This is a genomic window from Streptomyces sp. JLYT201 (assembly GCF_059448825.1).
Genome location: NZ_CM182551.1, coordinates 1,194,969 through 1,214,066 on the forward strand (window position 1 = coordinate 1,194,969; position 19,098 = coordinate 1,214,066).

Below are 19,098 nucleotides of genomic sequence, written 5' to 3' on the forward strand. Positions count from 1 at the left end.
TCGTCCGGCACCACCACGCGTATCGCACCGAAGCTGGGATCCCATGCACATTCGTGATCTTCCGTACGCCGATCCGGGCGAACCCGACACCCGCTCCGGCCCCCGCTTCCTGCTGTGGCTCGGCCGGAACCAGCTGGGCGGTCAGCTCAAGTCGCTGGGCTGGGGGCTGCTGCACTTCCTCGGCATCGCCGCGCTGCCCTACATGGTCGGCCTCGCCGTGCAGGCCGTGATCGACGGCTCGGGCGCGCGGCTCGCCCTCGCCGGCGGCGTCATCCTGCTCGCGGGGCTCGCCATCGCGGGCGGCGACACGATGCTCCACCGCACGGCCGTCACCAACTGGATCACCGCGGCGGCCCGTGTGCAGCAGCTGCTCGCCCGCAAGACCGCGCGGCTCGGCGCCGCCCTCACCCGGCGCGTGGCCGCCGGTGAGGTCGTCGCGGTGTCCACCGGTGACGTGGAGAAGATCGGCTGGTTCGTGGAGGCCCTGTCGCGCTTCGCCGCGGCGGCCGTGACCGTCCTCGTCGTCTGTGTGGGCCTGGTCGTCTACGAGCCCGCGCTCGGCGTCGTCGTGGCCGTCGGCATCCCGGTGCTCGCGCTCGCCGTGCTGCCGCTGCTGCCCCGGGCGACCCGCCGCGCCGACCACCAGCGCGAGAAGGCCGGGCGGGCCACCGAGCTGGCGTCGGACACCGTCGCGGGCCTCAGGGTGCTGCGCGGCATCGGCGGCGAGGAGCTGTTCCTCGACCGCTACCGGCACGCCTCGCAGGAGGTGCGGACCGCCGCCGTGCGCAGCGCGCGCATGTGGGCGGTGATCTCCGCGATCCAGGTCCTGCTGCCCGGCCTCCTGCTGATCGGGCTCGTCTGGCACGGCGTGCACCTGGCCCGCGAGGGCCGCGTCACGGTCGGCGAGCTCGTCACCGTCTACAGCGCGGTGATGCTGCTCAACTACCCGCTGCGGCACTTCGAGGAGATCGCCATGGCGTACTCCTTCTCGCGGCCCTCCGCGAAGCGGGCGGCCCGGGTGCTGTCGCTGGAGCGCACGACTGGGGCGGGCAGTGGGGAGGGGGGCTCGTCCGGGTCGTCCGCCGGGGAGCCCGTGGCGTCCGCCGGGGAGCCGGTGCCGACCGCCGGAGAAGGGGTGGCGTCCGCCGGGAAATCGGTGGCGTCCGCCCGGCAGCCGGTGGCGCCCGCCGAAGGTTCGGTGGCGCCCACCGGGGACCTCTACGACCCCGCCACGGGCCTGCTCGCCCCGGCCGGGCGCTTCACCGCCGTCGTGTGCGGCGATCCGGACGCGGCCGGGCGGCTCGCCGAACGGCTCGGCGGGCACCCGGCGTTCGAGACGGACCTGCCGTCGGTGCGCCTCGGCGGCGTCCCCCTGGACGGGCTGCCGCTCGACACCGCCCGCACCGCGGTCCTCGTTCAGGACAAGGACCCGGTGCTGCTCTCCGGCACGCTGGGGTCGCTGCTCGACGTACCGGCGTCCGGGGCGGTCGGTCCTGAGCGAGCGCTCGCCGCCGCGCAGTGCGCCGACGTCCTCGACGCGCTGGTGCAGGGCTCCGTGGCCGACGACCCGATGGCCGCGCACCTCACCGAGCGCGGCCGGTCCCTGTCCGGCGGCCAGCGCCAGCGTCTGGCACTCGCGCGGTCGCTGGTCACCGACCCCGAGGCGCTGGTCCTCGACGAGCCGACGTCCGCCGTCGACTCCCACACGGAGGCCCGGATCGCGGACGGCCTGCGCGAGCTGCGCGCGGGCCGCACGACGGTGGTCCTCACCTCGTCGCCGCTGCTCCTCGACCGCGCCGACCGCGTCGTCTTCCTGCACGACGGCGAGGTGGCCGCCGTCGGCGTGCACCGCGAACTCGTGGTCACGCAGCCGGGGTACCGCGCGGTCGTCACCCGGGAGACCCCTGATGAGACGGCCGAGGCGGCGGGGTCGGCGCGGGCCGTGGACACCGCCCGAGGCGGGCGCGCTCCCGCCGACGAGGGCGCGGGCTCCGGCCCCGGCCCGGGCTCCGCTCCACGCAGTACCCGCGTACACACCATCGACATCGAGGAGACGGCATGATCGGCCTGGCGCCGCCGGAGTACGACCCGGCGGCCCCGACCACGGCGGAGACGCTGCCCGTCGGCGCCCCCGCGACCGTACGGACCTATGTGCGCGAGCTGCTGCGGCGGCACCGCAGGGCCTTCGTCCTGCTGGTCGTGGTGAACACGCTCGCCGTGACCGCCTCGATGGTGGGCCCGTATCTGCTCGGCGGCCTCGTCGAGGACGTGTCGGACAACGCGCGCGAACTCCATCTGGAGCGCGTCGTGGCCCTGTTCGCGCTCGCGCTCGTCGTGCAGGCCGCCTTCGTGCACCAGGTGCGGCTGCGCGGCGCCATGCTCGGCGAGCGCATGCTCGCGGACCTGCGGGAGGACTTCCTCGTCCGGTCGGTCGGGCTGCCGCCTGGCGTCCTGGAGCGGGCGGGCACCGGTGACCTGCTGTCCCGCATCACCACGGACATCGACCGGCTGGCCAACGCGATGCGCGAGGCAGTGCCGCAGCTGGCCATCGGCGTGGTCTGGCTGGTGCTGCTCGTCGGCGGGCTCGCCGTGGTCGCGCCGCCGCTGGCACCCGCGCTGCTCGTCGCCGTGCCGCTGCTCGTCGTCGGCTGCCGCTGGTACTTCAAGCGGGCGCCGTCCGCGTACCGTTCGGAGGCCGCGGGGTACGCCGCCGTGGCCGCCGCCCTCGCCGAGACCGTCGACGCGGGCCGCACCGTGGAGGCGCACCGCCTCGGCGCGCGCCGCGTCGAGCAGTCGGAGCGCCGCATCAAGGAGTGGACCGCCTGGGAGCGCTACACGCTCTATCTGCGGTCGGTCCTCTTCCCCGTCATCAACGCCACCCACGTCACCGTCCTCTTCGCGGTCCTGATGATCGGCGGCTGCTTCGTCCTGCAGGGCTGGATCGGCGTGGGCCAGCTGACGACGGGCACGCTCATCGCGCAGATGCTCGTCGACCCGATCGGCATCATCCTGCGCTGGTACGACGAGCTCCAGGTGGCGCAGGTCTCGCTGGCCCGGCTCGTGGGCGTGCGCGACATCGAGCCGGACGCCGGTGACGCGGGCGTGGTGCCCGACGGACGCGACGTCCTCGCGGACGACGTGCACTTCGGCTACCGCGAGGGCGTCGACGTACTGCGCGAGGTGTCCCTCGCCGTCGAGCCCGGCTCCCGGGTCGCGCTCGTCGGCCCGTCCGGCGCGGGCAAGTCCACGCTCGGCAGGCTGCTCGCCGGAATCTACGGACCGCGTACGGGCCAGGTGACGCTCGGCGGCGCCGAACTGGCGCGGATGCCCGCGGAGGGCGTCCGCGCGCACGTGGCGCTCGTCAACCAGGAGCACCACGTGTTCGTGGGCTCCCTGCGCGACAATCTGCGCCTCGCCAGGGCCGGGGCCGAGGACGCCGAGCTGTGGGCCGCCCTCGGCGCGGTCGACGCGCACACCTGGGCGCGGGACCTCGACGCGGGCCTGGACACGGAGGTCGGCTCGGGCGGTCTGAGCCTGACGCCCGCCCAGGCACAGCAGATCGCCCTGGCCCGGCTCGTCCTCGCCGACCCGCACACGCTGGTGCTCGACGAGGCGACCTCGCTCCTGGACCCGCGCGCGGCCCGGCATCTGGAGCGCTCGCTCTCGCGGGTCCTGGAGGGCCGCACGGTGGTCGCCATCGCGCACCGCCTGCACACCGCGCACGACGCCGACGTCATCGCCGTGGTGGAGAGCGGCCGCATCAGCGAACTCGGCAGCCACGACGAGCTGGTGCGCGCCCAGGGGGCGTACGCGGCGCTGTGGAAGTCCTGGCACGGGTGACGGGGTCGTGACGGCAGAGGTCCGCCCGCTCCTCCCGGGGGAGGTAGAGGAGCGGGCGGACCGGTCTCATGCCGTCGGGCCCGCGTCCACGGGCCGCCGTACGAGGCCTCGGGCCGACGGCCTCGACGAGTACCTGCGCGTTCCGTTCCTGCGCGTTCCGTTCCTGCTTGTTCAACGACGTCACATCCGCCCGAGCCGGTGGTGAGCAGTACGGGAATTGCAGGTGCCGAGGATCGACCCGAAGGCCGGTCACGCATTCATCGCACTCGTGCGCCAGAGCGCTGCCGCACCACCTGGAACCATTTCGCAAGGTTGTTATCGGAACCCTTCAACAGACGTGCGGGAAAAGCCTGACAACCGTCCCTCTTATGCGGCAAGAAAGTACTAACAGGAGGTCGAACAGCAGCCAACACCCCGGGGCTGATTCAGGCCGCCGGTTCGAGAAAGCGGACCTTTCCGGCTTGTTACGGCAACGTCCCAGGCCCGACCGGGTCCAAGCGCCACGCCACGGCAGTCCGCAACGGTCGGCGAACGGCCCGTCGCGACACTCGGCGGCGGGGCACCACAGGGCATGGACGGCCGCCGGGGCAGGCGTCCGCGATCCCGGCTTTGATGGCCGAATCATGGCCCGCACGGCCCGGCGAACATCGATTCGCGCCGATTCCGCAGGCATGTGACCGCACGGCCGAAGGGGTTGGCAAGTGAATCCGTGTCAGTTACGGTGAAGTTGCTTCAGTCGTTCGTCGAGCGACTCCCGAGGGCAACGCCCCTTCATTCGGTGCCCCTGCTCTTTTCCTTGGCCCTCAGGTTCTCCAGGTATCAGTTTTTCTGGATCCACCTTTTCGTCGGCCCCTCAGATCTCCGGCTCCCCGTTCACCGGGCCTCCCGTTCACCGGGCCTCCCGTTCACCGGGCCTCCCGTTCACCGGGCCTCCCGTTCGCCGGTTGTCTCGTTCACCGGTTCCCTGGCCACCAGGTCCCGGATCTCCCACAGCGACGCCCCGCTCCCGAGGGCGCCTTCAGGCTGCACCAGCTCCCCTCCCCACCCAGCACGTCCACCGCCGTATGCCCTGACGGCGGTGTCCACGGTGAGCAGTGCCCCCGAACCCATCGCTCACCACGTGACGGAGGAGGCAGGAGCATGCGGACACCCACCGGCAACGACGTCAGCGCAGTACCGCCGGGCGGCAGGAGCCCGACGACGTCGGCCACGGCATCGGCCACGGCGTCGGCCGGGGCATCGGCCACGGCATCGGTCGGCGAGCGCAGATGCGCTCTCCTCGCCCTGTCCCTGGGCGTCTTCTGCATCCAGCTCGATGCGTTCGGCCTCAGCCTCGCCCTGGCCCGGATCGGTCGCGACCTGGACGCGGGCGGGTCCGGCCCGCAGTGGGTGATCAGCGCGTATCTGCTGTCCACCGGCACCCTGATGCTCGGCGCCGGACGCCTCGGCGACCTCTTCGGCCGTCGGCGGCTCCTGGTCACCGGACTCGTCCTCTTCGGCGCGGCATCCCTGGTGTGCGCGCTCGCCGCGACCCTGCCCCTCCTCGTCGGCGCCCGGGTGGCCCAGGGCGCGGGCGCGGCAATGATCATGCCGGTCGGCCTGTCCCTCCTGACCAACGTCTACCCCGGCGATCTGCGCGGCCGCGCCACCGGCTGGGCCCTCGGCATCGGCGGCATCGCCACCGCCTGCGGACCGTTCATCGGCGGCGCCCTCACGGACGCGGCGTCCTGGCGGGCCGTCTTCTGGCTCAACGTCCCGCTCGCCGTCCTCGGCGCGGTCTGCGCGTCGCGGACCGCCGAGAGCTACGACGCCGGCGCCTCCCGCACCGTCGACTGGCGGGGCCTGCTCACCGTGACGGCCGCGCTCGCGGCGCTCGGCGTCCTCATCGAGCGCGGCCCGGCCCTGCCCCGCCCCGCGCTCTGCGGCGGCGCGCTGATCGTGACGGGCCTCCTGATCCTGTTCATCCGGCAGGAACGTGCTGCCCCTCGGCCACTGGTACGGCTCACGCTCTTCCGCAACGGGCCGTACGTGGCGCTCACGCTCGCGGGGGCCACCGCCAACACCGCGACCGTGATCTTCCTGCTCGTCGCCCCCCTCACGCTCCAGGGGCGGTGGGCGCTCCCCGTCGCCTCCGCGGGTCTGGCCTTCCTCGCCCCGGCCCTCGCCATGGCGGTCGCGGGCCCCCTCGTCGGACGCGTACCGACGCGCGCCGCCGTGCCGCTCATGTCGGCCTGCCTGGGCGCGGGGGCACTCGGCCTCGGCTCGCTGCCCGTGGCCCCCTCGCTGACGGCGCACCTCGCCACCGCCACCGGGTGCGGCGCGGCCCTCGGCATCGCCAACGCGCTGACCCTCATCGCCACGCAGGCCGTCGTCGCCCCCGAGCGGGCCGGTGAGGCCTCCGGTGTCACCAAGACCGCCCTCACCATCGCGGCGGGCCTCGGCGTGGGCCTCACCGGAGCCCTCACCGACCGGGGCCACGTGAACACCGGGGCGGCCCACGACGCGGTGCTGCGGAGCACTGCGGTGGGGTGCGGCGGGGCGATTCTGCTGATGGGGGTGTGGTGGGGGCTTGCGGTGTGGAGGGCTGGATCTGGCGGCGGGGCTGGTCCTGGGGCTCGGCCAGGCGCGCGGCCTGAGGCCGACGCTCGGCCTGAGCGTCACGCCGGATCCGGGCCGTGACCTTGCGGTCGGGCCCTGTCCCGGTTCGCCGGGCGGCCCGGCCAGGGCGGCGGCAACGGCACGGCCCCATGCGCCCTCGCCCTCCTTGCCCCCTTGCCCCCTTGCCCCGGGCAAGCACCCCCGCAGGCACCGGGCCGGGCCCGGGCGCCATCCGCCGGGCCGTCACGGCGCCGCCCCGGCCTCAGATGAAGTTGAGCGCGACCGCGCCGCCCGCTCCCCCGAGCAGCATGAACACCGGCATCAGCACCTTCAGCTCGATCCAGCTCCCCGCGCGGAACCGCAGCGCCCGCGGCGGACCGATCGGGTACCAGCGCTTCCGGCCGATCGGGATGGGCCACAGGATCGGGCAACCGGACACCGTCAACGCGTCCCCGATGTCGTGCACCAGCGCGCCGAGCACGATCGGAAGGCCCAGCCACAGATACTCCTGGCCGTCCCCGGTGAACAGCCAGTCCGCACCATTGCCCGGTTTGTCCAGAACCCCGGCCAGGATCCAGGCGCTGGTCGCGGCGAGCAGCCACACCAGCACATCGCTGCTCGAACCGCGCGCCGCCCGCCACAGCAGCCCTTCGATGGCGAGCACCATGTGCACGAAGAGCAGGGCGAGCACCGCCCACCGGCCGCCGGTCACCGCGAGCACGGACGAGCCCGCGCCGATCAGGACGGCCCACACCCAGGTGTGGGTGAGCGTCCGGTGCCCGCCGGAGCGACGCGGATCGCCCTGCTTGCGCGTGGCGCGGTACACGGAGTACGAGAGCTTGTCGACGATCTCGCACAGACCGCGGGACACCGGGCCGAAGGCGCGCGAGATGGTCGCCGACTTGTGGTCGAGATCCGGGGCGAGCGCGGCCCCGGCACAGATCAGGGCGCCGACCAGGAGGACCGGCCAGGGCATCGAATGCCCGGCGGCCGTGGCGGCCGCCCCGACCCCCAGCCAGGCCGCCGCCCCTGACAGTGAGTGTGCCGGTCCCATCATCGGTGCTGCCCGCCCCATTTCTGTTGTCGCGATGCCCCGTTGGCGACCCAGCGTAGCGTTCATGATCTTGGAGCCGTCGTCCGGTTCCCTGATCCGGGCAGCGGGAAGGCAAGATGGGGGTGTGACCCTTATCGATCAGCTGCCGCAGGACGCCGACCCCGATGCCCTCTACGAAGCCTTTGAAGGCTGGGCCCAGGAGCGCGGCATCACCCTCTATCCCCACCAGGAGGAGGCTCTGATCGAGGTCGTGTCCGGCGCGAACGTGATCGTGTCGACGCCCACCGGCTCCGGCAAGAGCATGATCGCGGCCGGGGCGCACTTCGCAGCGCTCGCCCGCGACGAGGTCACCTTCTACACCGCCCCGATCAAGGCCCTGGTGTCCGAGAAGTTCTTCGAGCTGTGCAAGCTCTTCGGCACCGAGAACGTCGGCATGCTCACCGGCGACGCCTCCGTGAACGCCGACGCCCCCGTCATCTGCTGCACCGCCGAGGTCCTCGCCTCCATCGCGCTGCGTGACGGCAAGGACGCCGACATCGGCCAGGTCGTCATGGACGAGTTCCACTTCTACGCCGAGGCCGACCGGGGCTGGGCCTGGCAGATTCCGCTGCTTGAGCTGCCGCAGGCGCAGTTCATCCTGATGTCCGCGACGCTCGGTGACGTCTCGATGTTCGAGAAGGACCTCACCCGTCGCACCGGCCGCCCCACCTCGGTCGTCCGCTCCGCGACGCGCCCGGTGCCGCTGTCGTACGAGTACCGCCTCACGCCCATCACCGAGACGCTCACCGAGCTCCTCGACACCAAGCAGGCTCCGGTCTACATCGTGCACTTCACGCAGGCCCAGGCCGTGGAGCGGGCGCAGTCGCTGATGAGCATCAACATGTGCACACGCGCCGAGAAGGACCAGATCGCCGAGCTGATCGGCAACTTCCGCTTCACCACCAAGTTCGGCCGCAACCTCTCGCGCTACGTGCGGCACGGCATCGGCGTCCACCACGCCGGGATGCTGCCCAAGTACCGGCGCCTCGTCGAGAAGCTTGCCCAGGCGGGCCTCCTGAAGGTCATCTGCGGCACCGACACCCTCGGCGTCGGCGTGAACGTGCCCATTCGCACCGTATTGTTCACCGCGCTCACCAAGTACGACGGCAATCGCGTGCGCACCCTGCGCGCCCGTGAGTTCCACCAGATCGCGGGCCGCGCCGGGCGCGCGGGCTTCGACACGGCGGGCTTCGTGGTGGCGCAGGCGCCCGAGCACGTCATCGAGAACGAGAAGGCGCTCGCGAAGGCGGGCGACGACGCGAAGAAGCGGCGCAAGGTGGTGCGCAAGAAGGCGCCCGAGGGCTTCGTGGGCTGGACCGAGAGCACCTTCGAGAAGCTCATCGCCGCCGAGCCGGAGCCACTCACCTCCCGCTTCCGCGTCACCCACACCATGCTCCTCGCGGTGATCGCCCGGCCGGGCAACGCCTTCGAGGCGATGCGCCGCCTCCTGGAGGACAACCACGAGCCGCGCAGGCAGCAGCTGCGCCACATCCGCCGCGCCATCGCCATCTACCGCTCGCTGCTCGACGGCGGTGTCGTGGAGAAGCTCGAGGAGCCGGACTCCACCGGCCGCATCGTGCGCCTGACCGTCGACCTCCAGCAGGACTTCGCGCTCAACCAGCCCCTGTCCACCTTCGCCCTCGCCGCCTTCGAACTCCTCGACCCCGAGTCGCCCTCGTACGCCCTCGACATGGTCTCCGTAGTGGAGTCCACGCTCGACGACCCGCGCCAGATCCTCGCCGCCCAGCAGAACAAGGCGCGCGGCGAGGCCGTGGCGCTGATGAAGGCCGACGGCGTCGAGTACGAGGAGCGCATGGAGCGGCTGCAGGACATCACCTACCCGAAGCCGCTGGAGGAGCTGCTCTTCCACGCCTACAACACCTACCGCACCAGCCACCCGTGGGTCGGCGACCACCCCCTGTCCCCGAAGTCCGTGATCCGGGACATGTACGAGCGGGCGCTGTCTTTCACCGAGTTCACCTCCTTCTACGAGCTCGCCCGCACCGAGGGCATCGTGCTGCGCTACCTGGCGAACGCGTACAAGGCCCTGGAGCACACCATCCCGGACGACCTGAAGTCCGAGGACCTCGAGGATCTGATCGCCTGGCTCGGCGAGATGGTCCGCCAGGTGGACTCCAGCCTCCTGGACGAGTGGGAGCAGCTGGCGAACCCGGAGGTCATGACGGCCGAGGAGGCGCAGGAGAAGGCCGACGAGGTCAAGCCGGTGACGGCCAACGCCCGCGCCTTCCGCGTGCTCGTGCGCAACGCGCTCTTCCGCCGTGTCGAGCTCGCCGCCCTCGACCAGGTGGACGAGCTGGGCGAGATGGACGCCGAGTCCGGCTGGGACGCGGACGCGTGGGGCGAGGCCATGGACAAGTACTGGGACGAGTACGAGGACCTGGGCACCGGGCCCGACGCGCGCGGCCCCAAGCTGTTGCGCATCGAGGAGGATCCCGAGCACGGTCTGTGGCGCGTCCGCCAGACGTTCGCCGACCCGAACGGCGACCATGACTGGGGCATCGGCGCGGAGGTCGATCTCGCGGCCTCCGACGCGGAGGGCCGCGCCGTCGTCCGGGTCACGGACGTCGGCCAGCTCTGAGCTCCCCACGTTCCCGGACAGGAGTCGAGGACTTCCCATGAACAACCCCGCGGACCGACTGGTCGACCTGCTGGACCTCGAGCAGATCGAGGTGAACATCTTCCGCGGCCGCAGTCCCCAGGAGTCCTTGCAGCGCGTCTTCGGCGGGCAGGTCGCCGGGCAGGCACTCGTCGCGGCCGGGCGCACCACGGAGGGCGACAGACCGGTGCACTCGCTGCACGCGTACTTCCTGCGCCCGGGCCGCCCGGGCGTGCCCATCGTGTACCAGGTCGAGCGCGTCCGTGACGGGCGCTCCTTCACCACGCGCCGCGTCACGGCCGTCCAGCAGGGCCGCACCATCTTCAATCTGACCGCCTCCTTCCACAAGCCCGAACCGGGCACCTTCGAACACCAGCTGCCGCCGCGCATCGACGCCCCCGACCCGGAGTCGCTGCCGACGGTCGCCGAAGAGATCAAGGAACACCTGGGCGCGCTCCCCGAGCAGCTGGAGCGCATGGCCCGGCGCCAGCCCTTCGACATCCGCTATGTGGACCGGCTGCGCTGGACCGCCGAGGAGGTCCGGGGCGCCGAGCCGCGCAGCGCGGTGTGGATGCGCGCCGTCGGCCCCCTGGGAGACGACCCACTCGTGCACACCTGCGCGCTCACCTACGCGAGCGACATGACGCTCCTGGACGCCGTCCGCATCCCGGTGGAGCCGCTGTGGGGCCCGCGCGGCTTCGACATGGCCTCGCTGGACCACGCCATGTGGTTCCACCGCCCGTTCCGGGCCGACGAGTGGTTCCTGTACGACCAGGAGTCGCCGATCGCGACGGGGGGCCGCGGTCTGGCGCGCGGGCGGATCTACGATCGTGAGGGACGGCTGCTCGTGTCGGTCGTCCAGGAGGGTCTGTTCCGCCCGCACGCGCCCCGCCATCCGGGCGGTCAGTCGGACGGCTGAGTCCTACGGCGGTACCTGCCGTCGCGGGGCTACAGGGTCGGTTCGGGTGACGGGACACGGGCGCCTCCTGACGCAGGGGACGGTTGCGGGGGGGCGGGAGCACGGCATGAACGACACCGACGGCACGGGGCGGAACGGCAGCGCGGACTCTCAGAAGAGCGACGCGGACGCCCGGGCGGACAGCGCGGACGCCCGAGCAGGCACCGGCCGGGACGAGATACTCGCCCAGGCCGTCCGGCTACGGGAGAGCGGCCGCCGTGAGGAGGCCCGCGCCCTCCTGCTCCCCCTGAGCGAAAGCCACCCCGATGACGCCGAGATCGCCTACCAGACGGCCTGGGTGCACGACACGCTCGGCCTGGAAGCCGAGGCCCTGCCGCACTATCTGCGCGCGATCCGGCACCCCGGCCTCTCCGACGAGGACCGCCGCGGGGCGCTCCTGGGTCTCGGCAGTACGTATCGCGTCCTCGGCAAGTACCCGGAGGCCGTCGCCGTCCTCCGGGACGCGGTGGCGGAGTACCCCGACGACGGGGCGCTGCGGACCTTCCTCGCCATGGCGCTGTACAACACGGGCCGGCACCACGACGCCATGGCGCTCCTGCTGAACCTGATCGCCACCACGAGCCGGGATCCGGAGATCGCCGCCTACCGTCCCGCCATCGAGCACTACGCCAAGGACCTCGACGCGACCCTCTAGCGCGCCGGGCCGCTGCTTCCGCGCCGTGAGGTGTCGCGAGCCCTCCGTCGTGTTGTCAGTCCTCAGGCCGTCCGCGCCTGCGGCGCAGCCACCTCAGCAGCCCGCGCGGCCCTTCCCTCCGGCCCGTGTCCCGCTCCCGGGACACGGCCGACGGAGCGGTGACCGCCGAGGAGACTGCCTCCGAAGGCCGCCCCGCTCCGCAGTCGTCGCCTATGGCAGGGGTCTGCGGCTGCTCCGGTGCGCTGTGCGGGCGCGCCGTGGCGCTGACGGGCGGACGGCCCGGCCGCGGTGCAGGTCGGTGCCGCCGCGCTTCCGCCAGGCCGAGGCTCAGATTGGCCCGCAGCCAGCTGATCTCGTCCGGGTCGTCGGCCGTGGTGATGCGCTCGACGATGTGGGCCGTCGGAGACTCGGGGCCCGCCTGGGTGAGCGGCTGAGGGCTGAGGCGATGGAGATACGCCCGCTCGTACGGATTCCTGACGAGTTGCGCGAGGCTCATCGGGTCCAGGAAGGAAGCCGTCACGGCGACGCGCTCCCACGGGTCCTCCGCCTGCCGCAGGAGAAAGCCCACCTGTCGACGGCGCCAGTTGCGGGCCCGCAGGTCCGCGCCGCTCGCCAGCTGTGCCCGCATCATGTCCGGCGCCCGGCCGGTGAGCAGCGGAGCGTTGGCCTCGCACGCGGCGAACTCGCGCAGCTCCTCCGCCAGATAGAGCCAGACGACGGCCCGGTAGCGGTTCAGATAGAACTTCACCGGCGTCAGCACGCCCGTGCGGGCGAGCCGGGTGAAGCGGGCCTGGGTGATGTCCAGCAGGGCCGCGCCCTTAGCGGTGCCCACGGTTTTGACGCCGTCGCGCAGGGACTCCGGGAAGCCGGGTGTCTCACGGACGCGGTCGATCTCCTCGCGGCTGACCCGGCGGCGCGCCCCCGCCGGATCGGGGACGGTACGGACCCGGCCCAGCATCACGGCCAGCTCGAACTCTCCCCGCTTCAGGCCCAGTTCCCGCGCGGCGCTGCTGCGCGCCAACGGCCCGGGCCGGCCAGCTCGGGCCGTCGGGGGCGCGGCCACTTCCGTCGGCGGCGCGGTGCCTTGCGTCGGCGGCGCGGCCGCTTGCCTGGGCGTGGTGGACGCGATGTGCGAAATGGTCTGCGTGTCGCCGGCCATGGCGGTTCTCCCCCGTGCTTGGTCACTGCTTCTGGGAAAAACCGTAGCCCGCGAGGCCCGCCTCCCGCTCGGCCTGTGGATAACTCCGCTCGCGCCCGCGTTCACGCAGGTCAGCAGCGGGTCAGTAGGAGGTCAGAGATCTACGACCGGTGTCCGCTCCGGGTGCCGCGCGTCTACGCCCAGGTGCTCCCCGACACGGTTCACCAGCAGTGTCATCTCGTACGCGACCTGGCCTATGTCGGCCTGCGCCGAGCTGAGGACACACAGACAGCTGCCCTCGCCCGCCGCGGTCACGAACAGGACGGCGTCGTCGAACTCGATCATCGTCTGGCGTACGTTGCCAGCGCGGAAGTGGCGTCCGGATCCCTTCGCCAGACTGTGCAGGCCGGACGACACCGCCGCCAAGTGCTCGGCGTCCTCGCGCGGCAGGTCCGAGCTCGCCCCCGTCACCAGACCGTCGCTGGACAGCACCAGCGCGTGCCGTACGTGCTCCACCCGCCTCGTCAGGTCGTCGAGCAGCCAGCCCAGGCCCGTGTTCTGCGCCATGGCCCCTTCTCCCCGTGTGTCCCTCCCCCTGGCTGGAGGATCTGACCTGCCAGCCTTCACCACCTCCGGCGTCCCGGCAAGCATGATGGGGACATGGCACAGAAGATGACTGACGAGCAGTGGCGGGCCTTCGTCTCGCAGGGCACCCGCACGGGCAAACTGTCCACCGTCCGCGCGGACGGCAGCCCGCACGTGGCGCCGATCTGGTTCCTCCTCGACGGCGACGACCTGGTGTTCAACACGGGAAAGGACACTGTCAAGGGGCGCAATATCGCACGCGACGGGCGTGTGGCACTGTGCGTCGACGACGACGCGCCTCCGTTCGCCTTCGTGGTTCTGCAGGGCAGGGCGGAACTGTCCGAGGACCTGGAGCAGGTGCGGCACTGGGCGGCCCGCATCGGCGGGCGCTACATGGGCGAGGACCGGGCCGAGGAGTTCGGCGCGCGCAACGGCGTGCCCGGAGAGCTCCTCGTGCGGGTGCAGATCGACAAGGTGCTCGCGTACGCGGCCGTGTCCGACTGACGGCGCGCGGCCCCGCCCTCACCGGGGCGGCGCCCCTCGGGTGCGGTGCCGCACCGCACCGGGGCGCGGCCGCCCGGCGGGGCGGACCCGTCAGCCGACCGAGTCGAGCAGCCGGGCGGTATGCCGCCGCCCGGCGTACTCGACAAGCCGGATCAGCACCTCCTTTCCCGAGTCCCGGTCCCGGGCGTCGCACAGCACCACAGGGGTTCCGCGGTCGAGGTCCAGGGCCCGTGACACCTCGTGCGCGCCGTACGTCCGTGCGTTCGCGAAGCAGTTGACCGCCACGACGAACGGGATGTCGCGGTGCTCGAAGTAGTCCACGGCGGGGAAGCAGTCCTCGAGCCGCCGCGTGTCCGCAAGGACCACGGCGCCGAGGGCTCCCTGTGACAACTCGTCCCACAGGAACCAGAAGCGGTCCTGTCCCGGGGTGCCGAAGAGGTACAGCGAGAGCCCGGATCTGATGGTGATGCGGCCGAAGTCCATCGCGACCGTGGTGGTGACCTTGCGGTCCAAGCCGTCGGCGTCGTCGACCGACTGACCCGCCTCGCTGAGGAGTTCCTCGGTACGCAGGGGCCGGATCTCGCTGACGGCGCCGACCAGCGTGGTCTTGCCCACGCCGAAGCCTCCGGCGACCAGGATCTTCAACGCCAGGGCCGTGTCGTCACCGGTACCGTCGGCCGTGGCGTCAGAGCGCTCGGAGCCCATCGATCACCTCTCGCAGGATCGTCTCGTCAGGTAGCTGGGCGGGAGGAACGGGCCGTCGCACCTCAACGCGGCCCTCCTCCAGGAGGTCGCCGAGCAGCACCCTGACCACGCCCACAGGCAGGTCGGCGCCCGCGGCGAGTTCGGCGACGGACTGGGTTTCGACGCGGCACAGGTCGAGCAGCACCCGGTGTTCGGGGCCGAGCGCCACGTCGTCGCCCGGCCGCATGGCTTCCTCGGTGAGGCTGACCAGGGCGATCAGGTCGAACCGCACACCACTGGAGGCCGGTCTCGTGCGCCCGCCCGTCATCGCGTACGGGCGGACCAGGGGCCCCGCTTCGCTGTCGTACCACTGGCTGCCGTGCTGTCGCACGGCGCCGTCGCTGTTGTCGCTCATCGTGTGACGCCGCCCAGGTCATCCGGCGCTCGGTGGCGGCTCGGTGAAGCGCGTGGGGGTCGTCAGATGCGCCCCCACGCGCTTGACCATGCGTGCCATCTCGTACGCGACGAGGCCGATGTCAGCGGTGACCGTGCTGAGGACGGCGAGGCAGGAGCCGTCGCCCGCCGCGGCCACGAACAGGAAGGCATCGTCCATCTCGACCATGGTCTGGCGCACGCCGCCCGCTCCGAAGTGCCGTCCCGCGCCTTTGGCGAGGCTGTGGAATCCCGAGGCGACGGCGGCCAGGTGTTCGGCGTCTTCCCGGGTGAGGGCCGTCGAGGCGCCGACCGCGAGCCCGTCGTTGGACAGCACGACCGCGTGCCGTACGTCGCCGACGCGAGCCACCAGGTCGTCGAGGAGCCAGTCGAGTTCGCCGGACCGGTGCGCCGTGAGGCCGGTTTCCTGGATCATGCGGGGTCTCCTTCGCTGCTGTCGCTGCCGGGCGGGCGCCCGCCGCCCCGAGCCCAGCCGTCCCGGTAGGCGGCCAGTTGACTCCGTACGCGCTCCGGGCTGCGTTCGCCGACGGAGTCCGGACTCTCGGTCGCGGGCGGGCGCTTCCGCAGCTGCGGGGCGAGGCTCGCCTGACGTACGCGGCGCGGCAGTTCGTCCGACGGAGGCGCGGCGGACGCGGGGGCAGGCGCGTCCCTGGGCGACGGCGTGTCCGCGGGCCTGCGCAGGCGCAGTGCCGTGACACCTGAAGGTGACGGCGCGGGCACGGGGCGCCCGGCGGAGGGGGTCAGCGCCCGGTGATCGCCCTGCCCGGCGGTGGCCGCACTGAGTACGGCCGGCGCGTCGGGCACGGGGGCTGACGCGAACCCCTCTTGTCGCTCTCCCTGTTCGCGTTGCGCGGTGCGGGTGGAGTCGTCGTTCTGGAGCAGCGCGGTGGGCAGCAGGACGACGGCGGTGGTGCCGCCGTACGGGGAGGTGAGCAGGCGCACCCGGATGCCGTGCCGTGCGGCGAGTCTGCTCACTACGAAGAGGCCCAGTTGGTCGCTGTCGAACAGGTCGAGCGCCTCGGACTCCTCGACTCTCTGGTTGGCTTCGGCGAGCGTGTCGGGGTTCATGCCGAGGCCCCTGTCCTCGATCTCCAGGGCGTAGCCGTTGCCCACGGGCTCACCGGTGATCCGCACTTTGGTGTGCGGGGGCGAGAACTGGGCGGCGTTCTCCACCAGTTCGGCCATCAGATGGGTGAGGTCGGCGACGGCACCGCCCACGACGGCGGCCTCGGGCAGTGGTCGTACCTCGACGCGCGCGTAGTCCTCGATTTCGGAGACCGCGGCGCGTACGACGTTCGTCAGGGGCACCGGCGTGCGCCAGGCACGGCCGGGCGCGGCACCGGAGAGGATGATCAGGCTCTCTGCGTGGCGGCGCATCCGGGTCGTGAGGTGGTCGAGCCGGAAGAGGTCACCGAGTTCGTTCGGGTCGTCGGCCCGTCGCTCCATCGTGTCGAGGAGGCTGAGCTGCCGGTGGACGAGCACTTGGCTGCGTCGGGCTAGGTTCACGAAGACCCCGGAGATGCCGCTCGCCAGCTCCGCGCGTTCCACGGCGGCCCGCAGCGCGGCGCGGTGCACCGTGCCGAGCGCCTCCGCGACCTGGCCCGCTTCGTCCTCGGCAGGCGGCTCCTCGGGGGCTTCCGCGGCGATGTCGACCTCCTCGCCCGCGCGCAGCTTCCGCATGGCGTCGGGGAGTTGGCGGCGGGCGATCTCCAGGGCGCGGTTGCGCAGTCCGACGAGTTCGACGACCAGGCCGCGGCCGATGCGTACGGAGATCACGAGGGAGGCCACGACGGCGGCGAGACCGCACAGCACGGCCGCGCCCGCGACGGTGAACACGCCGCGCGTCAGCGGGTCGGCGCGGTTTGCGGCGTCCCGTGCCGCGCGCTCCGCGAGGGTGCGCTGGGTGTCCCGTACGGTCGCGTAGGCGGGGTCCCAGGTGAGGGCGGGGGCCGCTTCCAGGGCCTTCTTGCCGGGCCTGGCGGCGAGCACCTTGTCCTCGACGGCCCCGACGGCCCCGTACGCGGGTTGCTGTGCGAGGCGCTGCCACGCCCGGCGTTCGGGTCCGCGCAGGTCCGCCGCGGCCGCCTCGGTGAGGGTCTGCCGGGTGTCCACGGCCCCGGTGAACCGGCGCAGTCGCTCGCCGTCGAGGGTGCCCGCGAGACGGGCACCCGCCAGCAACACGTCCTCGCGCGCCAGCATTTCGCCCGCCCGGGAGAATTCGAGCAGCACGCGCGCGTGGGAGCCCGATTCGGCGCCCTCGAGCCCGGACAGCGCACCACCGACTCCGAAGGCTGCCGCGATGGTCTTCGTGTACTGCCCGTAGACGTCGTCCCACCCGGTGCGGCGGTCGAGGACGGAGGCACGCACGGTACGCAGCCGCTCGGCGTCGGTGGCGAACTGTTCGAGCCGGTTCCCCACGGCTGCGGGCAGCCCCGCTCCGTCGGCGACGGTGTGGTCCTCGCCCAGGCGCAGCTTCGCCACGGCCCGGTCGGTCTGGTCCGCCTGCTTCCGGAGGGCGGCGGCGCGGTCGGCGGTGGGTCGCGTCGCCTGGCGCACGGCCGCGGCCCGTTCGGCCTGAAGAGCGGTGACGGCCGCGGCGACCGGTGCCCGCACGGCGGCGTCGGCGCGTTGGGTCTGCCGCAGGGACGCGACGTCCTGGGCGGTGCTGACGGTCGCGTACGCCCACAGGGCGAGGAGGGAGACGACGGGCACCATCAGCAGGCACACGACCTTGGCGCGGACGGTGCGGGGGCGGAACCACCGGCGGCCCGCGCGCGGGAGCCCCGTGCTGGTGGTCCCTGTTCCGGTGTGAGGCGTCCCTGCGGGCGGGTGTTCGTCGGCGGGCGGGCCCGCGTGTGCTCGGCGGCCTCGGGCCGTGGGGGCGGCCTGGGCCGGTGTGCCGGGGTCGGGGGTGTTCCTGGGTATGCGCATGGCCTCCTCGTTCGGAAGGGTCGGGGTGGGCCCGCGGCGCGCACGGCCCGCTCGTGACCGGGTCGTGGACGCCGTTACGGAGCGGTGCGTCCGACGGGGCGTTGAGCCGACGCGGAGGCCGCACGCTCGCCCGCGCTCGGGGACAGGGCGACGAACGCCGAGGTCAGGAACAGATAGGAGCCCAGGCCCACGGCGAAGGGGAAGATGAACTGCATCGTCGTGGCCCCGGGCAGTGCCGCCCCGGAGGGGGTGACACGTACGCTCACGGCGAGCATGCCGGTGTAGTGCATGCTGCTCACCGCGCCGCCCATGACGAGCGAGGCGACGGCCACCGCGAGCGTCGACTTGATGTTCAGCGCCGCCCAGAGCGCGGCGGTCGCCGCGACGACGGCGATCACTACGGAGAGGGCGACGACGGCCGGGTCGTAGCCGACGTCGCCGTGCAGGCGCAGCGCGGCCATGCCCAGGTAGTGCATGCTCGCGACGCCGAGCCCCGTGGTGAGGCCCCCGAGGGCGAGCGAGCGCCCTCGGTCGCTGCCGTAGCCGACGGCGAAGACCCCGGCGCCGACGACGGCCATGGCGACGAGCAGGCTCAGGAGCGTCAGCGGCACGTCGTAGCGGATCTGCGTACCGCTGACTCCGAATCCGAGCATCGCGACGAAGTGCATCGTCCAGATGCCGGTGCCGATTGCCGAGGCCGCGGTGAGGAGCCAGTTGCGCCGCGAGCGTCCCGTGGTGCCCAGGGCGCGCACGGTGCACTGCAGACCGAGCGCGGCGCCGACGCACGCCATCACGTACGACAGCACGGGCGTCAGCCAGCCGAAGGTGGCGTGGTCCAGGTGTCCCATGGCCCAGGGACGCTAGACCCGCGGGGGGCGCACGGCGGGGGCGCATTTCGAAAGCTACTGCTATCTGGTGCGGAGATGTCCCTGAACGATCGCGCCACGGTCGAACGTGCGCGCCCCGGTTCCCCCTTGAGGAGGCACCGGGTCGACGGAACCGGCACGGTGCTCGAGCGTCAGCGGCGCCGTGCGGCACAGAC

15 protein-coding genes are annotated in these 19,098 nt (G+C 72.6%); 7 read left to right on the forward strand and 8 right to left on the reverse strand.

From position 1 onward, the window contains the following. The first annotated feature begins 43 nt into the window (after positions 1–43). From AC5WAM_RS05115 to AC5WAM_RS05125, 3 genes are all read left to right on the forward strand, one after another. Positions 44–2,062: an ABC transporter transmembrane domain-containing protein gene (locus tag AC5WAM_RS05115; protein WP_495521727.1), complete on the forward strand. Its 2,019-nt coding sequence runs from the start codon at positions 44–46 to the stop codon at positions 2,060–2,062. Beyond that, positions 2,059–3,840 carry an ABC transporter ATP-binding protein gene (locus AC5WAM_RS05120; protein WP_366789555.1) on the forward strand — a complete coding sequence of 594 codons (1,782 nt, stop codon included), beginning with the start codon at positions 2,059–2,061 and terminating at the stop codon, positions 3,838–3,840. Before AC5WAM_RS05115 ends, AC5WAM_RS05120 begins: the two co-directional genes overlap by 4 nt. Before the next feature lie 1,140 nt (positions 3,841–4,980). Further along, a complete protein-coding gene (locus AC5WAM_RS05125) occupies positions 4,981–6,519 on the forward strand; it encodes an MFS transporter (protein ID WP_495521728.1) in 1,539 nt (512 codons plus the stop codon). Between the two features lie 181 nt (positions 6,520–6,700). Here AC5WAM_RS05125 and AC5WAM_RS05130 read toward each other — a convergent pair whose 3' ends face one another. Then, positions 6,701–7,495, reverse strand: coding sequence for a metal-dependent hydrolase (locus AC5WAM_RS05130; protein ID WP_172381561.1), 795 nt, complete (start codon positions 7,493–7,495; stop codon positions 6,701–6,703). Between the two features lie 61 nt (positions 7,496–7,556). On the opposite strand from AC5WAM_RS05130, the gene AC5WAM_RS05135 reads away from it, so the two are divergent. The 3 genes from AC5WAM_RS05135 (at position 7,557) to AC5WAM_RS05145 (ending at position 11,761) form a co-directional block, all read left to right on the forward strand. Further along, positions 7,557–10,130, forward strand: coding sequence for a DEAD/DEAH box helicase (locus AC5WAM_RS05135; protein ID WP_366789553.1), 2,574 nt, complete (start codon positions 7,557–7,559; stop codon positions 10,128–10,130). A 37-nt stretch (positions 10,131–10,167) separates the two neighbouring features. Further along, a complete protein-coding gene (locus AC5WAM_RS05140; RefSeq protein ID WP_495521729.1) occupies positions 10,168–11,067 on the forward strand; it encodes an acyl-CoA thioesterase in 900 nt (299 codons plus the stop codon). A 106-nt stretch (positions 11,068–11,173) separates the two neighbouring features. Then, the gene (locus AC5WAM_RS05145; protein ID WP_495521730.1) at positions 11,174–11,761 is read left to right on the forward strand and encodes a tetratricopeptide repeat protein; all 588 of its coding nucleotides are present in this window, start codon (positions 11,174–11,176) and stop codon (positions 11,759–11,761) included. Between the two features lie 55 nt (positions 11,762–11,816). Here AC5WAM_RS05145 and AC5WAM_RS05150 read toward each other — a convergent pair whose 3' ends face one another. Together AC5WAM_RS05150 and AC5WAM_RS05155 are read right to left on the reverse strand one after the other, a co-directional pair. Further along, positions 11,817–12,920 (reverse strand): DUF6397 family protein, encoded by a 1,104-nt coding sequence (locus AC5WAM_RS05150; protein ID WP_495521731.1) that lies wholly within the window; start codon positions 12,918–12,920, stop codon positions 11,817–11,819. Positions 12,921–13,052: 132 nt separating this feature from the next. After that, the gene (locus AC5WAM_RS05155) at positions 13,053–13,466 is read right to left on the reverse strand and encodes a roadblock/LC7 domain-containing protein (protein WP_138963898.1); all 414 of its coding nucleotides are present in this window, start codon (positions 13,464–13,466) and stop codon (positions 13,053–13,055) included. Between the two features lie 93 nt (positions 13,467–13,559). On the opposite strand from AC5WAM_RS05155, the gene AC5WAM_RS05160 reads away from it, so the two are divergent. Next, complete coding sequence (locus AC5WAM_RS05160; RefSeq protein ID WP_495521732.1) at positions 13,560–13,988, forward strand: PPOX class F420-dependent oxidoreductase; 429 nt, start codon at positions 13,560–13,562, stop codon at positions 13,986–13,988. A gap of 90 nt (positions 13,989–14,078) precedes the next feature. On the opposite strand, the gene AC5WAM_RS05165 is transcribed toward AC5WAM_RS05160, so the two are convergent. The 5 genes from AC5WAM_RS05165 to AC5WAM_RS05185 form a co-directional block, all read right to left on the reverse strand. Continuing rightward, positions 14,079–14,693, reverse strand: a complete 615-nt coding sequence (locus tag AC5WAM_RS05165; protein WP_495521733.1) for a GTP-binding protein — start codon at positions 14,691–14,693, stop codon at positions 14,079–14,081. Continuing rightward, positions 14,674–15,087, reverse strand: a complete 414-nt coding sequence (locus tag AC5WAM_RS05170) for a DUF742 domain-containing protein (protein ID WP_366789549.1) — start codon at positions 15,085–15,087, stop codon at positions 14,674–14,676. Before AC5WAM_RS05170 ends, AC5WAM_RS05165 begins: the two co-directional genes overlap by 20 nt. An 18-nt stretch (positions 15,088–15,105) precedes the next feature. Then, positions 15,106–15,540 carry a roadblock/LC7 domain-containing protein gene (locus AC5WAM_RS05175; RefSeq protein WP_495521734.1) on the reverse strand — a complete coding sequence of 145 codons (435 nt, stop codon included), beginning with the start codon at positions 15,538–15,540 and terminating at the stop codon, positions 15,106–15,108. Beyond that, positions 15,537–18,056, reverse strand: a complete 2,520-nt coding sequence (locus AC5WAM_RS05180; RefSeq protein ID WP_495521735.1) for a sensor histidine kinase — start codon at positions 18,054–18,056, stop codon at positions 15,537–15,539. The genes AC5WAM_RS05175 and AC5WAM_RS05180 overlap by 4 nt, the downstream gene beginning before the upstream one ends. A 74-nt stretch (positions 18,057–18,130) precedes the next feature. Continuing rightward, a complete protein-coding gene (locus tag AC5WAM_RS05185) occupies positions 18,131–18,904 on the reverse strand; it encodes an MHYT domain-containing protein (RefSeq protein ID WP_366789546.1) in 774 nt (257 codons plus the stop codon). Positions 18,905–19,098 lie beyond the last annotated feature (194 nt).

Excerpts from the sequence above, each read along its gene's own strand:
- AC5WAM_RS05115 (WP_495521727.1), top strand. The coding sequence starts at position 44 with ATGCACATTCGTGATCTTCCGTACGCCGATCCGGGCGAACCCGACACC.
- AC5WAM_RS05120 (WP_366789555.1), top strand. The coding sequence starts at position 2,059 with ATGATCGGCCTGGCGCCGCCGGAGTACGACCCGGCGGCCCCGACCACG.
- AC5WAM_RS05125 (WP_495521728.1), top strand. The coding sequence starts at position 4,981 with ATGCGGACACCCACCGGCAACGACGTCAGCGCAGTACCGCCGGGCGGC.
- AC5WAM_RS05130 (WP_172381561.1), bottom strand. The coding sequence starts at position 7,495 with ATGATGGGACCGGCACACTCACTGTCAGGGGCGGCGGCCTGGCTGGGG.
- AC5WAM_RS05135 (WP_366789553.1), top strand. The coding sequence starts at position 7,557 with ATGATCTTGGAGCCGTCGTCCGGTTCCCTGATCCGGGCAGCGGGAAGG.
- AC5WAM_RS05140 (WP_495521729.1), top strand. The coding sequence starts at position 10,168 with ATGAACAACCCCGCGGACCGACTGGTCGACCTGCTGGACCTCGAGCAG.
- AC5WAM_RS05145 (WP_495521730.1), top strand. The coding sequence starts at position 11,174 with ATGAACGACACCGACGGCACGGGGCGGAACGGCAGCGCGGACTCTCAG.
- AC5WAM_RS05150 (WP_495521731.1), bottom strand. The coding sequence starts at position 12,920 with ATGGCCGGCGACACGCAGACCATTTCGCACATCGCGTCCACCACGCCC.
- AC5WAM_RS05155 (WP_138963898.1), bottom strand. The coding sequence starts at position 13,466 with ATGGCGCAGAACACGGGCCTGGGCTGGCTGCTCGACGACCTGACGAGG.
- AC5WAM_RS05160 (WP_495521732.1), top strand. The coding sequence starts at position 13,560 with ATGGCACAGAAGATGACTGACGAGCAGTGGCGGGCCTTCGTCTCGCAG.
- AC5WAM_RS05165 (WP_495521733.1), bottom strand. The coding sequence starts at position 14,693 with ATGGGCTCCGAGCGCTCTGACGCCACGGCCGACGGTACCGGTGACGAC.
- AC5WAM_RS05170 (WP_366789549.1), bottom strand. The coding sequence starts at position 15,087 with ATGAGCGACAACAGCGACGGCGCCGTGCGACAGCACGGCAGCCAGTGG.
- AC5WAM_RS05175 (WP_495521734.1), bottom strand. The coding sequence starts at position 15,540 with ATGATCCAGGAAACCGGCCTCACGGCGCACCGGTCCGGCGAACTCGAC.
- AC5WAM_RS05180 (WP_495521735.1), bottom strand. The coding sequence starts at position 18,056 with ATGCGCATACCCAGGAACACCCCCGACCCCGGCACACCGGCCCAGGCC.
- AC5WAM_RS05185 (WP_366789546.1), bottom strand. The coding sequence starts at position 18,904 with ATGGGACACCTGGACCACGCCACCTTCGGCTGGCTGACGCCCGTGCTG.